The 13,855-nt window shown below is 65.2% G+C and carries 12 protein-coding genes and 1 riboswitch; all 12 genes read right to left on the minus strand.

Translation table 11 applies throughout. From position 1 onward, the window contains the following. Window positions 1-16: 16 nt before the first annotated feature. The 12 genes from AC5RU3_RS06430 to AC5RU3_RS06485 all read right to left on the minus strand — a co-directional run bounded on the left by AC5RU3_RS06430 (window position 17) and on the right by AC5RU3_RS06485 (window position 13,691). On the minus strand, window positions 17-718 hold the full coding sequence (locus AC5RU3_RS06430; protein WP_493965069.1) for a histidine phosphatase family protein: 702 nt from the start codon (window positions 716-718) through the stop codon (window positions 17-19). Continuing rightward, on the minus strand, window positions 715-1,161 hold the full coding sequence (gene rsfS, locus AC5RU3_RS06435; RefSeq protein WP_493965070.1) for a ribosome silencing factor: 447 nt from the start codon (window positions 1,159-1,161) through the stop codon (window positions 715-717). The genes AC5RU3_RS06430 and rsfS overlap by 4 nt, the downstream gene beginning before the upstream one ends. Before the next feature lie 18 nt (window positions 1,162-1,179). Then, window positions 1,180-2,292, minus strand: a complete 1,113-nt coding sequence (locus AC5RU3_RS06440; RefSeq protein ID WP_309071044.1) for a hypothetical protein — start codon at window positions 2,290-2,292, stop codon at window positions 1,180-1,182. A 21-nt stretch (window positions 2,293-2,313) separates the two neighbouring features. Beyond that, on the minus strand, window positions 2,314-2,973 hold the full coding sequence (gene nadD / locus AC5RU3_RS06445) for a nicotinate-nucleotide adenylyltransferase (RefSeq protein WP_309071057.1): 660 nt from the start codon (window positions 2,971-2,973) through the stop codon (window positions 2,314-2,316). Window positions 2,974-3,014: 41 nt separating this feature from the next. Beyond that, window positions 3,015-3,254, minus strand: coding sequence for a hypothetical protein (locus tag AC5RU3_RS06450; protein ID WP_309071045.1), 240 nt, complete (start codon window positions 3,252-3,254; stop codon window positions 3,015-3,017). A gap of 152 nt (window positions 3,255-3,406) precedes the next feature. After that, window positions 3,407-4,744 carry a glutamate-5-semialdehyde dehydrogenase gene (locus tag AC5RU3_RS06455; RefSeq protein WP_493965071.1) on the minus strand — a complete coding sequence of 446 codons (1,338 nt, stop codon included), beginning with the start codon at window positions 4,742-4,744 and terminating at the stop codon, window positions 3,407-3,409. 42 nt (window positions 4,745-4,786) lie between these two features. Further along, window positions 4,787-5,935, minus strand: a complete 1,149-nt coding sequence (proB, locus tag AC5RU3_RS06460) for a glutamate 5-kinase (protein ID WP_493965072.1) — start codon at window positions 5,933-5,935, stop codon at window positions 4,787-4,789. A gap of 47 nt (window positions 5,936-5,982) precedes the next feature. Continuing rightward, a complete protein-coding gene (gene obgE / locus AC5RU3_RS06465; RefSeq protein ID WP_458117014.1) occupies window positions 5,983-7,584 on the minus strand; it encodes a GTPase ObgE in 1,602 nt (533 codons plus the stop codon). Window positions 7,585-7,714: 130 nt separating this feature from the next. Continuing rightward, window positions 7,715-7,975: a 50S ribosomal protein L27 gene (rpmA, locus tag AC5RU3_RS06470; protein WP_026545518.1), complete on the minus strand. Its 261-nt coding sequence runs from the start codon at window positions 7,973-7,975 to the stop codon at window positions 7,715-7,717. 57 nt (window positions 7,976-8,032) lie between these two features. Continuing rightward, the gene (rplU, locus tag AC5RU3_RS06475; protein WP_309071058.1) at window positions 8,033-8,341 is read right to left on the minus strand and encodes a 50S ribosomal protein L21; all 309 of its coding nucleotides are present in this window, start codon (window positions 8,339-8,341) and stop codon (window positions 8,033-8,035) included. 154 nt (window positions 8,342-8,495) lie between these two features. Further along, on the minus strand, window positions 8,496-10,094 hold the full coding sequence (locus AC5RU3_RS06480; protein WP_375164392.1) for a bifunctional hydroxymethylpyrimidine kinase/phosphomethylpyrimidine kinase: 1,599 nt from the start codon (window positions 10,092-10,094) through the stop codon (window positions 8,496-8,498). Further along, window positions 10,086-10,200, minus strand: a riboswitch (TPP riboswitch). It overlaps the preceding gene by 9 nt. Window positions 10,201-10,334: 134 nt before the next feature. After that, the gene (locus tag AC5RU3_RS06485) at window positions 10,335-13,691 is read right to left on the minus strand and encodes an Rne/Rng family ribonuclease (protein ID WP_493965073.1); all 3,357 of its coding nucleotides are present in this window, start codon (window positions 13,689-13,691) and stop codon (window positions 10,335-10,337) included. Between the last annotated feature and the right edge of the window lie 164 nt (window positions 13,692-13,855).

The raw sequence follows: 13,855 nt of genomic DNA on the forward strand, positions 1-13,855 counted from the left end.
CGAATCTCCGCGGATTTCAGCCTTCCAGCGGTGTGGAGGGCATGGACGCAAGACCGACGTTGTGCTCAGTCAATTGCCATCGTGGCGTGACACCCGACAACGACGGATTCAACTCCTCGAGCACGGACCAGTGACAGTTCGCTACTCCTGCCAGTGAGCCCCACAACTCCGGCGGAATGCCCATCAAAGCGGCAACCCCTGCACGGATGGCTCCCCCATGGCTGACCACAACGAGAGTCTGCCCGGGCTGCAGGGCGGCAACGGCGTCGAGCGTTCCTGCCTTCATCCGCTCGCCGACCTCCAGCCGACTCTCTCCCCTGCCGGCGGCAACCCGCGGGTCACCCTCGTGCCACGCCCGCTGATCCTCGGGGAACCTGCGGCCGATCTCAGCGAAAGCCAATCCTTGCCAGCGCCCGGCGTAGGTCTCCCGGAACCGTGGGTCGGTGCCGGACGAGACGCCGGTGGCGACGCTCAAGGCCGCAGCGGTGTCACGCGCCCGCTCCAGGTCCGATGACACAATAAGCGACGGCGAAAAGTGCTTCAGCTCGTAGGCGGCCTGCGTCGCCTGCTGCCTGCCGAGGTCGTCGAGGGCGATGTCCTCCTGCCCCTGGAAGAGCCCGCGGGCATTCCACTCGGTCCTCCCGTGGCGCCAGAAGACGATCCTCCGGCCCTCAGGAGCGGAGTCCCCCGCCGCGCTGTCTACGGCCCGCGGACTCACTCGGCGTCTGCGCGCGCAGCGTCCGGGGAACCAGCTTCAGCAGGGTCTTCGCCAGCGCCGTCAGCAGAGACAGTCCGTCCTGAATCCTCGATCTGAAGGTCCACCTTGGGGCAGTCTCCCCACAGGCGTTCGAGGGCGTAGAAAACCCGGTCCTCCTGGTGTTGGACGTGAATAACCACCTCTGCATAGTCAAGCAGCACCCAGCGGCCTTCGCTCCGGCCCTCACGGCGCACGGGCTTCAGGTCCTGCTTGGCGAGTTCCTCTTCGATGCCGTCAACGATTGCGTTGACTTGCCGTTCGCTGGGGGCCGAGGCCACGAGGAAGACATCAGTGATCGCGAGGCGTTCACTCACATCCATGGCCACGATGTCCTGTGCAATCTTGTCCGTCGCCGCGCGTGCTGCGGTGCGGGCAATTGCAATGGACGATTCCGATGCGCTCACTAATCTCCTAGGGTGTGGTCAGCCGCCGAAGCCGCCGACAATCATCATGATTCCGGTGATGAGCGCGAGTGCGCCCAGTCCAACTACCGAATATTGCAGTATCCGCATGCGCTGAACCCGGGCCAGGCCCGCGGTCATGGCGTCAAGAGGCTCAAGTCCGTAGGCGCTGCGCGCACGGATGGGGGTGACGCCGTCGGACCCGGGACGGCGCTGCTCACGCACCATCGCCTCAGCCTGCGCGAGAACGTGCGACCGTCCGACGGAGTCGGGCGATGTAGCGGACGACGGCGGCCGGGTTGGGACAGCGGGCGCGGTAATGACTGGCTGGACATCCCTGGCTGTGACGACGGGAATGTGGGATGTCGACGGTGCGGGCGCGTCCGGGCTCTCGGGAACGGCACGTACGAATTCCACCGGCGAGACTATCGAGAGATTGTGTGCGGTCGTAGGGTCATTCAGCAGCGGCTTACGCTGGCGGTTCTCCTGTGTCAGCTGCTGGATCTTCTGGGCACGCGTGTTGAGCACTGCGGCCCGTTCGGCCAGCGCCTTCTGCTGCGCAAGGATCTCCAGATCCACGGAGAAAGGGTCATCCTTGGCGGCTGCTTCCATCACCGCGACCTGGTTCTGGGCCTGGTTGATGATCGCTTCCCTGGCTGCGAGTGCCTGCTCCACCGTCATCTCATCCAGATCGGCGTTTGAGAGCTGGGAAGCCTGAGCTGCAGTCGTTGGCCCATCAGCCTGCAGCGCCTTTTCACGGGCAGCCTGCTGCTGGAGACGAAGCTGACGCCGGGTGGGGATGCTCGAGGGCTGCTCAGCCTGCTGCTCCGCCAACGCACGGTAGTTACGGAGCATCTCGCGATCCCGGGCGCGTGCCTGCGAGATCCGTTCCGTGGAAGGCTGTTTCGGCGGAGCGTCAACGGGGGCGTCGGCTGCGCGTCTGCTGCGGCGCTCGCGGATCGGCGCGACTGCAACGCCCGCTTCAGCGGTTTTGCCGGAAGGCGGCGCCGGCGGGTTCGCGGGCGGGTGCGTCTCGACGGATCCTTCGTGGGACGGCGATTGATCCTCGGCAGAAGTCGCGCGCGCCTGCCGGAGCGACCTCCGGCTCTGTGCGGACTCGTTACCGTTACTCATTACTTCTTCACCCAGTGATTGTCATGTTGTTGTGGACACTTCAGGTTGGACCGGCGCTCCCGTGCTGGGTCCGTTCTTCCGGTAAAGCCCATGCTTGGCGATGTACTGCACGACGCCGTCCGGAACCAGATACCAGACCGGCTCATCGTCAGAGACCCTTCGGCGGCAGTCGGTCGAGGAGATTGCCATCGCCGGCACCTCCATCAGGCTGACGTCCTTCCGCTGCGTGCTTAACTCGTGCCCCGGCCGGGTCACCCCGACAAAGTGCGCAAGCGACCACAGCTCATCAACGTTCTTCCAGGACAGGATCTGAGCCATGGCATCAGCACCCGTGATGAAGAAGAGCTCCGCTTCCGGACGTGTTGCGTGAAGATCACGCAGCGTATCAATGGTGTAGGTGGGGCCGGGCCGGTCGATGTCGACCCTGCTCACCGTAAACCGTGGATTCGACGCTGTAGCCACCACAGTCATCAGGTAGCGATGCTCAGCTGGGCTGACTTCCTTCACGTTCTTCTGCCACGGCTGGCCGGTAGGAACGAACACCACTTCGTCCAGGTCGAACGCCGCTGCTACTTCGCTTGCCGCAACCAGGTGACCGTGGTGGATCGGATCAAAGGTTCCGCCCATCACCCCGAGGCGCCAGCGGCGTGAACCGTCGGTTCTGAGAGCACTCGGATGGATCACCTGCTCGGGTGGGGACGCGGAAGGAACGGTCAAGGAAATCAGTGCTGGGACGTCTCGCCGTGATCGTGCTTGTTGGGGTGCTGACGATGCGGATCGGCGTGCTCGACAACCGCCTCGTGGCGGTGACCGAGGCTGGTGAACGAGATGGTCACGAACATCAGCAGGAGCAGTGCCCCCATGATGATGGCGCCATACGCGATCGCAGGCATGGGAAGCTCGGCGTGGTGCTCGGCGGTCTCGCCTGCTACCACCGCAACATTGAGGATCTGGTTCAGCATTCTTCTCCCCTTGAGAACGACGTGGCCAGCCCGGCGGCTGGGCGCGGGTCAGCGCTTAGTTTCAGTACAGTATCCGTACTATCCTACGCGCTAACCGCGTACCGCTCGACTTCCACTGCCGAACGTTCCGCGCTCAGCCGTGCGACGCGGTTCTAGCGGCGGATCTGTCCATCGCCCTGAATGATCCACTTTGTGGTGGTCAGTTCGCGCAACCCCATCGGGCCGCGAGCGTGCATCTTCTGCGTGGAAATGCCGACCTCCGCCCCGAGCCCCAGCTCGCCGCCATCGGTGAAACGCGTGGAGGCGTTGACGATGACCGCCGCGGAATCCACTCCAGCGATGAACTGCTCGGAGTGTGTGAGGTTGTTGGTGATGATGGCTTCAGTGTGCCCCGTGCTCCATGTCCGAATGTGCTCCAGTGCTTCATCGACTGTGTCCACCATGGCCACCGCTATGTCCAGGTCCATGTACTCACGCGCCCAGTCGTCGTCGTTCGCGGTATCTGCCGTGACCCCCTGCGGTAGGATCGCCTGGATGCGGCTGTCCGCGTGGATGCGCACGCCGGCGCGGGACAGCGCCTCCAACACTGCGGGTGCTGCCTGCGCGTCCTTATGGACCAGAAGGGTCTCGACCGTGTTGCAGACGCTGGGACGCTGGGTCTTGGCGTTCAGCAGGATGTCGACCGCCATCTCCTCGTCGGCGCTCTCGTCGAGGTAGATGTGGACGTTGCCCTCGCCGGTCTCGATCACGGGGACTGCTGCGTTCTGGACTACGGTCTGGATGAGGTCGTGGCCGCCGCGCGGAATCAGAACATCGACGCGCCCGCGTGCCTTCATCAGAACGTTGGCGCCTTCACGCCCGAACTCGTCCACAGTCTGGACGGCGTCCGCCGGCAGGCCCGTTCGGTCAAGTGCGTCACGGATGATGCCCAGCAGCGCAGCGTTGGTATGTGCGGCCGCACTACCGCCTCGGAGGATCACCGCATTCCCGCTCTTCAGTGCGAGTCCCGCAATATCCACCGTGACGTTGGGACGTGCCTCGTAGATAGCCGCCACCACCCCGAGCGGAACATGGATCTGCCGCAGTCTCACGCCGTTGGGCAGGGTCTGTCCACGCTCGATGGTGCCAACGGGGTCAGGCAGTCCGGCGAGATTTTCGAGGGCGGCAGCGAGGCCGGCAATGCGCTCTTCGCTCAGGCTCAGCCGGTCCAGGAGTGCGTTGGAGGTGCCATTCGAGCGGCCCGCTTCCAGGTCCTGCCGGTTGGCGCGCAGAATGGCTTCCTGATTGGCGACGAGCGCTTCCCCGATGGCGCTCAGTGCCTTGTCCTTGTGGGATCGGTTCGCGCGGGCGATGACGCGCGAGGCGGTCCGGGCGCGATCCGCGATGGCGTGCACAGCCTGCTCGACGTTCACCGGTGTTCCCGGCTGGTCGCCGTTCTCTGGGTCGGTGATGGCCTGCTGGGCAGTCTGCTGTGTGGTCACGTCAGTCATTGCTCCAGTCTAGCGAGGGCGCCCGCCCAACCCCAGCCGGGCTCAGGAGGAAGCTACCGCGTTCAGGACCACAAGGTCGTTGACGTGGACCACCGACCGTTCATACTCCCGGCCGAGCTCACGCGAAAGCTCCCGCGTGGACCTGCCAAGCATGCGCGGCAGTTCGAAGGAGCTGTAGTTGACCAGACCGCGGGCGATGACGGTGCCGGTGCCATCCACCATTTCCACCGGGTCACCGGCCTCGAACTCGCCGCTCACCGACACGATGCCTGCCGGCAGGAGCGACCGGCGTCTCTCCCCCACAGCCCTGACCGCGCCGTCGTCCAGCGTCAGCGTGCCCTGAATCCGGGCCAGATGGGCAAGCCACAGCAGCCGGATGGGCTGGCGGCGGCCGTTGGTGCTGAACCAGGTGCCCACGTCTTCACCGGCCAGTGCAGGGCCTGCATTCGCTGTGGAGGTGACGAGGGCGGGAATCCCGGATGAGGCAGCAATGGTGGCGGCTTCAACTTTCGTCACCATGCCGCCTGTGCCGACTCCCGCCTTGCCTGTACGTCCGATACTCACGCCCTCAAGATCTTCGGGGCCGCGAACCTCCGCAATGCGCTTCGCGCCTTCCTTGGGCGGACCGTCATAGAGCGAGTCGACATCGGACAACAGGACGAGTGCATCGGCTTTGACCAGGTGCGCCACGAGGGCAGCAAGGCGGTCGTTGTCCCCGAAACGGATCTCGGAGCTCGCCACCGTGTCGTTCTCGTTCACGATCGGGACCACTCCGAAGTTCAACAAGCGTTCCATGGCCCGGTGCGCGTTGGCGTAGTGGCTCCGCCGCATGAGGTCGTCCAGGGTCAACAGCACCTGACTGACGGTGACGCCGTGAGCGCCGAAGGCGTGGGTGTAGCGGGCCATCAGGAGGCCCTGTCCCACGCTCGCGGCCGCCTGCTGGGAGGACAGCTGGCTGGGCCTGCGCACCAGCCCGAGCGGGGCAAGACCAGCTGCGATTGCGCCCGAGGATACGAGGATCACCTCGGTACCCTCGTTGTGCCGGGCCGCAAGCACATCGGAAAGAGCGTAGAGCGCTTCGTCGGAGAGTCCTCCGGAGAGTGACGTGAGAGAGGACGAACCTACCTTGACGACTATTCTCTTGGCTTTCGCCAGTCCGGAACGGGTCTTGAGCGGGCGCTTTGCGGTCATCTATTCCTTCTGTCTGGTTCCCCAGTGGTCAACACAGGGCCGTGCGGTCACACTTCGTCGTTGTCCGTGCCGCCATCGGGTCCGCTCTCGCCGTTCGCAACCTTAGGCCCTGAGTGCTTGTAGTTGACCGACTCAGTCCAGATGCCGGCCTTCCTTTCAGCCTCAAGCTCGGCCCGCGCAGCAGCACGCGCGTCCTTGCGGCTCTGGTAATCCTCACGCTTCTGTTCGCGTGTGGGACGAACGAACTCCTCAAGGCGGATGTCAGTACCGCGGGGCGAGGCCAGCAGCTCAGCGCCACCCATCATGGTTGGTTCCCAGTCGAAGACGACGCCGTCGCCTTCCCCGATTACCACGGTATCCCCCGGCTTGGCTCCACTCTTGAAGAGCTGTTCCTCAACGCCCAACTTAGCGAGCCGGTCGGCAAGGTAGCCAACCGCTTCGTCATTTGTGAAGTCGGTCTGCTTCACCCAGCGCTCAGGCTTTTCACCGAGCACCCGGAACAGCGGCTCGAGATTCTTCTCTTCGCGCCGGATGACGAAGCCCTTCTCGTTCACCGCGCGGGGGCGCAGGACGGTGGGCGTGACAACGGGCGGCGCTGTTTCCAGCTTCTCGCGGGCATCGCGGACAATCTCGGCCATGGCGAACCCCAGCTGGCGGAGTCCTTCGTGGCTGGCGGCAGACACCTCGAAGACGCGGTAGCCACGGGACTCGAGTTCAGGGCGAACGAATTCGGCCATGTCACGGCCGTCCGGGACATCGACCTTGTTCAGTGCCACGAGGCGCGGACGCTCGTTGAGCGGCACTACCTCACCGCCTGGCCCGGCATAGCTCATGTCTACGGCGTATCGGTCGAGTTCGCCCTCGATGATCTCCAAGTCGCGTAGAGGGTCCCGGTCCGTCTCAAGTGCTGCACAGTCCAGTACATGGACCAGTGCGGCGCAACGTTCGACGTGGCGCAGGAAGTCATGCCCCAGTCCCTTGCCTTCGCTCGCACCCTCAATGAGTCCGGGGACGTCAGCGATGGTGAAACGGACGTCACCGGCCTGCACCACCCCGAGGTTGGGGCGCAGCGTGGTGAAGGGGTAGTCGGCGATCTTAGGCCGGGCGGCCGACATGGCGGCAATCAGGCTGGACTTGCCCGCCGAAGGGAATCCGACGAGGGCGATGTCCGCAATGGATTTGAGCTCGAGCACGATGTCGCGTGCGTCACCGGGAATTCCCAGCAATGCGAACCCGGGAGCCTTCCGCTTCTGCGACGACAGCGAGGAGTTGCCGAGGCCGCCCTGCCCGCCAGCGGCGGCGACGAATTCGGCGCCCGGGCCGACGAGGTCAGCCAACACCTCGCCCTCGGGGGACTTGACCACAGTGCCGTCGGGGACCGGCAGGATAAGGGTTTCGCCCCTGCGGCCTTCCCGCCAGTCGCCCATGCCGTTGCCGCCGTTCGTAGCGTGGCGGTGCGGGGCGTGGTGGTAGTCCAAAAGAGTGGTCGTCTGCGGGTCAACGCGCAGGATCACGGCGCCGCCGTCCCCGCCGTTGCCGCCGTCAGGGCCACCCAGGGGCTTGAACTTTTCCCGCTTGACCGAGACGCACCCGTGTCCGCCGGTGCCGCCCGAGACGTGCAGAACTACGCGGTCAACGAAGCTTGCCACGGTGTACTCCTCTTGAGAATCTCACATCAGTGCCGAGTCTATCCGGCTTAAAAGAAGGTGGGGTGAGCCTGATTGGCTCACCCCACCCTAGTGCTTTTGTGAACGCTGCTATGGTGTGCGGTTGCGAGTACTACTCGGCAGCCGCACCCACGATGTTCACAACGCGGCGTCCGCGGCGGGTACCGAATTCAACGGCACCGGCTTCCAGAGCGAACAGCGTGTCATCGCCGCCACGGCCAACGTTGGCGCCGGGGTGGAAATGGGTACCGCGCTGACGAACGATGATTTCGCCTGCCTTAACGACCTGTCCGCCGAACCGCTTCACGCCGAGGTACTGGGCGTTGGAGTCGCGACCGTTGCGAGTGGAGCTCGCACCCTTCTTATGTGCCATCTGTTATGCCTGCCTTTTTCTCGAACAGAATCTGAGGAACGAGTAACCGTGTGAGGGTTACGCGATGCCCGTGATCTTGACCTTGGTGAGCTCTGAACGGTGACCCTGGCGCTTCTTGTAGCCGGTCTTGTTCTTGAACTTCTGGATAACAATCTTCGGGCCCCGAAGATTCTCGACGATTTCGGCAGTGACAGTGACCTTTGCCAGGTCCTGTGCTGCTGAAGTCACCTTGTCGCCGTCGACCAGAAGGAGAGCAGGCAGCTTGAAGCTGCTGCCGGCCTCACCGGGGACGCGGTCAAGGGTAACGAGGTCTCCCACGGAAACCTTTTCTTGGCGGCCGCCTGCGCGGACAATCGCGTACACCACTTGGGAACTCACTTCTCTCGACGATCAAAACTGTTTGCTTACTGTTTCCGGGACCGTACGCTGTTAGCAGCGCAGCCGGAGGGGTGCCTGTGCACTCACGGCACAACCACGCCCCGAAAATAGTCATACAAGGGCGCAGCACCGAAGATCTAGATTACGGCAGTTTTGCGGTATCCCGCAAATCAACACGCGTCGGTGCGTCGAAGAACTCATGCTCGTACCAGGCGGAGGCAACGAAAGCGTCGACCATAGCGGCTCGGTCCCCCGCCGACGCGCCGGCAAATGCCGCATCGGCGAAGGCAATCGCACACCCGGTAGCCTCAGCAAAATCGGGATCGGCGTAGGTTTCCATCCAACTCGCATAAGGGTGCCCGTGTCCGGACTTCGAACCACTCCACCGCGCATGCAGAACGCTGCCGACATGCGCGTAAAGCCAGAAGCACGGCAACACAGCAGCCACGAGCACCGCGTACCCGCCATTGGCGGAGGCAGCCAGCAGATGATCGACGTAGGCCTTGGTGACGGGACCCTGCGTGTCGGTCAGTTCTCGTCCGGCAAGCCACGTCCGGTGCAACTCGGACTCCACCTCGAGGCAATTCAATGCGGACCGTGCCCAGAACAGCTGCTCCGCCTCGGTGGGTGCCAGCGCACTGGCCCTGGACAGCACCCGTGAGTACTCACGGAGGTAGAGAGCGTCCTGTGCCAGATAGTAGGCAAACTGTTCAGAGGGCAGGGTACCGTCACTCAGGTCCTGCACAAATCCGAGCGCCTCGATGGCGCTGCGGTGTCCGGCAGTGAGCTCCCAGACCTGTTCGCTGAATGGACGTTCCACGAGCGGCCTGTCCCCGAGCCTCGGCTCGAACTCATGGAAATGGTGGATGGGACCGTTGCCCTCCCCCACCTGCAGCTCGTCGGCACGTTCCAGCGCGCCCCTCAGCCACTTCTTGACGATCACCAGCGACTCGTGCCAGTCGCGCGTACGCACCTGGACGGTAGCGAGGGCAGCCGAGAGCGAGCATCCGGTGCCGTGCGTGTTGCGGGTGGCGATCCTGGCGCCGCTGACCTCCGTCACCGTCCCGGCACCGTCGGACGCGTCGATGAACGCATCCGGGCACGCCCGATTTCCCTCCCCGGTGTCTCCTCCATCCCTGAGGTCCTTGAGATGGCCGCCCTTGACCAGAACGGACGTTCCCGTTGACGCCGCGAGGCGCTGCCCCTGCTCCAGAGCAGCTTCCCAGGTCTCGGCAACCGGCTCACCCACCAACACGGCGAGTTCGGGCAGGTTCGGTGTCACAAGATCGGCGAGCGGAATCAGCGCGCGCAGTTCATCCTCGGCGTCGGTTGCCAGAAGCCTGTCACCGCTGGTTGCCACCATGACCGGATCAAGCACGACGACGGCAGCTGACGCACGGGGCAGCCACCCGGCTACCGTCCGGATGGTTTCCACGTCGCCCAACATGCCGATCTTGACCGCATCAATGACCACGTCGTCACTGACGGCGGTCAACTGCTCAGCAAGGAAAGCTGCCGGCGGCGTGTGGACAGCCCGCACTCCCCTGGTGTTCTGCGCAACGAGGGAGGTCACCACGGCCATGCCGTACCCGCCCTGCGCGCCGATGCTCTTCAGATCGGCCTGGATGCCCGCTCCCCCGGTCGGGTCGGTACCCGCAATACTCAGGACACGCGGAATTGTCCGCGTCTGTGCTGGGTAGGTTGATGATTCTGTGTGCTCCATGAGCGTGCGAATACTCATTCGCGACATCCCTCCGCTAGGCCAAGGACCGCGTGTCGGCGGCCATCTCTAGATCAGGTTCAACGCGTCTTATCTCAGCCCGGACCGGGCACCGCGTGTCACTTCGTCCCACCTTACCCCTGCCCGGACCGGCCGTCTGGTTTCGGGCTCAGGCGCCGTGTCACAGAAGCTGACCCTCACAACAGAACACGCCGCTCCCTTCGGGGAAGGGAACGGCGTGTTCGCTGAAAGTGTCGGAACCTAGAGCTCGGAGGCAGGCACTCCGACACCCAGGATCATCGGCTCGTCCGACTTCTCCGGCTTGGCTGCGGGTTTCTCGGCCCGCGCCACGTACTGCGCTCCGCCCGACGGGGCGGCCGTCGCTTCGCCGGCGCGCTCGATAGTTGCGTTGACGGCGGAGCCCTGCGCGCTGCTGGCGGCCCGATGCCTCCGGTTGCGGCGACCGGATGTCGGCGCTGCACCCGCGTCCACTGCGGGAGTTTCGCGCTTCACCGGCTCTGGACGTGAGATCTCCGGCGCGGGCTCAACGGTCACGCTGCGAGCCGGTGTCTGTCCGCTCCGCTCCCGGAAGGCGGGTTCCGGATCAGGCTCGGTCTCGCTGGCCGCCGGGAAGCGGTTGAATGCTTCCGTCAGGCTCTCGAGGGTCAGCTCCGGCTCCGGTCGGGGAACGACCGGCCCATTCTCCGCACGCGGCAGCGTCACCTTCTCGCCGTTGATCGTCAGCACAGGGCCCGACGACGGCGCTTCGGCTGCCGCCTCCTCGTGATCGTGGTCGTGGTCGTGTTCATGCGCAGCGTGAGTCGCCGCAGCGATGTTCGCGAGAGCTGCCCGTGCGGCCTCGGCGCGCGCCTGACGCTCGGCGTCGTCAGTCTTCTGCTCGGGGGCGGGAACGTGCTCCTCGACCTGTTGGGTTTTGGCGCGGCGCTTGCGTTCGCTGCGGGACATCTTTTCCTGCCGCAGGTGCTGCTGGTGGTTCTCCGTTGATACGGCGTGCCTGCGGTGCTCGACCGGCTCGTCGTGGGTGACGACGCCGCGTCCGCCGCAGTGCTCGCAGTTCTCGCCGAACACTTCAAGCAGACCGGTTCCCATGCGCTTGCGGGTCATTTGCACGAGGCCGAGGGAGGTGACTTCAGCAACCTGATGTTTGGTCCGGTCACGGCCCAGGCACTCCACGAGGCGGCGCAGCACGAGGTCGCGGTTCGCCTCGAGCACCATGTCGATGAAGTCGATGACGATGATGCCGCCGATGTCGCGGAGCCGGAGCTGCCGGACCACTTCCTCGGCCGCTTCCAGGTTGTTCTTCGTGACGGTTTCCTCAAGGTTGCCGCCGCTACCGGTGAACTTCCCCGTATTGACGTCGACAACCGTCATGGCTTCGGTCCGGTCGATGACCAGCGAACCGCCCGAAGGCAGGAAGACCTTGCGTTCCAGTGCCTTGTGGATCTGCTCGTCGATGCGCCGGGCAGCGAAGATGTCCTCGTCCTGGGTCCACTTCTCGAGCCTGCCGACGAGGTCCGGCGCTACGTACATCACGTACGCCTCGATGGTGTCCCACGCCTCTTCCCCGGAGACGATCAGCTTGGAGAAGTCCTCGTTGAACACATCACGCACCACCTTGATGGTGAGATCCGGCTCTCCGTAGAGGAGTTCCGGTGCCAGCGTCTTGGTGGACGATGCCTTGCCCTCGATGGTCTCCCACTGCGAGCGGAGGCGGTTGATGTCGTGGGTCAGTTCCTCTTCGCTGGCGCCCTCGGCGGCGGTCCGCACGATGACGCCGGCATTCTCAGGCAACCGGTCCTTGAGGATCCGCTTGAGGCGGTTGCGCTCCACGTCGGGCAACTTGCGGGATATGCCGGTCATGGAGCCGCCGGGCACGTAGACCAGATAGCGGCCCGGCAGGGAAATCTGGCTGGTCAGCCGCGCGCCCTTGTGGCCCACGGGGTCCTTCGTGACCTGCACCAGCACCGAGTCGCCTGACTTCAGCGCCAGTTCAATACGGCGCGGCTGTCCGTCCAGGCCCGCTGCATCCCAGTTGACCTCTCCGGCATACAGCACGGCGTTACGTCCGCGTCCGATGTCGATGAACGCTGCCTCCATGCTGGGAAGGACGTTCTGGACCTTGCCGAGGTAGACGTTCCCGATCAGGGAATCCTGCTGGGTCTTGGACACGAAGTGCTCGGCAAGAACGCCGTCCTCCATGACCGCGATCTGGATCCTGTCATCGCTCTGGCGGACCACCATCTGGCGGTCAACGGACTCGCGGCGCGCTAGGAACTCCGCTTCGGTGATCACGTGGCGGCGCCGGCCCGAATCGCGGGATTCACGACGGCGCTGCTTCTTGGCTTCCAGTCGTGTGGAACCCTTGACGCTCGTGACGCGGTCCGACGGCGCTTCCTGGCTCTGCCGCGGCGCGCGCACCCGCGTGATGGTGTTGGGCGGGTCATCGTCCGATCCACCGGTCAGTTCGAGGTCTTCGTCCCCGCGGCGACGGCGACGACGACGACGGGAGGTGACCGACTCGCTCTCCTCGCTGGACTCTGCCGGCCCCTGGCTCCGTGACTCGGACTCTGATGCCTCACCTTCGACAGCCCGGCTGCGGCTCCGGCTGCGCCGGTTCCGACGACGTCCGCGGCCGTCGTCGTCACCCTCGGTGTCATCTTCGGTGTCTTCGGGTGTGACTGTCTTCGGCTGATTCCGCGGCACGACGGCGGTGAGGTCCGGTGCGTGGAACAGCAAGGAGACCGGTGAGTCGGGAACCGCGAAGGGATCCAGGGCGCGAGGGGCAGCTTCAGCGACGGGTGCTCCGCCGTCAGTCCCTGGAGACGCGGCGGCGTGCGGCGCGGTAGCGGCCGGCTCGGTCCCGGAATCGGGAGTCCCGGCCTTCGGTTCCTCAGCGGCTGCGCTGCCTGCCTCTGCGGTCTGGGGCGCTGTGTCAGCTTGCGCCACCTCAGCCGTGGCCTCGGTGCCGCCCGTCGCCCGGCGGCTCCGCGAACGGGTTGACCGCGGGGGCCGGGATGCCTGCTCCGACGCCGGCTCGTCTGCCGAGTCGCCGGACGCGGGTTCGGACGTTTCCACCGCGACACTGACGTCGTCAGCTCCAGCGCCCTCGGTGACTGCGGCCTTGGTGCTGGCACGACGGCGGCGTACCGGTCGCTCAGCGGCTGCTTCCTCCGGAGCGGGCTCCTCAGATGACTGCTGCTCAGGGCTCTCGGCAGGGGCTGTCTTGCGGGTCCGACGTGCGCGGACGGGCTTCCGCTCTTCCGGAACGCCTTCACCCTCCTCGCCGCTGACGGCTTCGCCCGCCTCGGCAGCGGGGCTTCCGGCCTGTACCGCGTCCGGCTCGGCACCGATCGACGGCGGCTGGGATGGGGACTCCGGCAAGGTGAGTTCGGACGCTGCGGCGCGGCGCGGCGCGCGCCGGCGGGCAGGCTGCGGGGCGTTCTCGGGGTCTCCCGCGGCAGCCGGCGACGCGTCCGAACGCTCGGCTACGTCGTCGTCGTTCTTCTTCCGGCGCGTACGCGGCGCCTTGCGCTCCGGTGCAACGTGCTCAACTGCATCCGTCAGGACCTCTGAGGTATCTGATGCGTTTGTATCCATATTTGGCTGTGCTCCACCCTCGGGAACGCCGTCCACATTCCGGCGCCCCGAGGCGCTTGGTCGGGTGTCCGCGGCGTTGGTGCACGCGCCACCCGGAAGTCGTTATTGTGTCATCCGAGGTCGCGCCAACCATGGGGCGCGGCATCACTCGAAGACCAGTGGCG

Source organism: Arthrobacter sp. MDB1-55 (assembly GCF_059092925.1).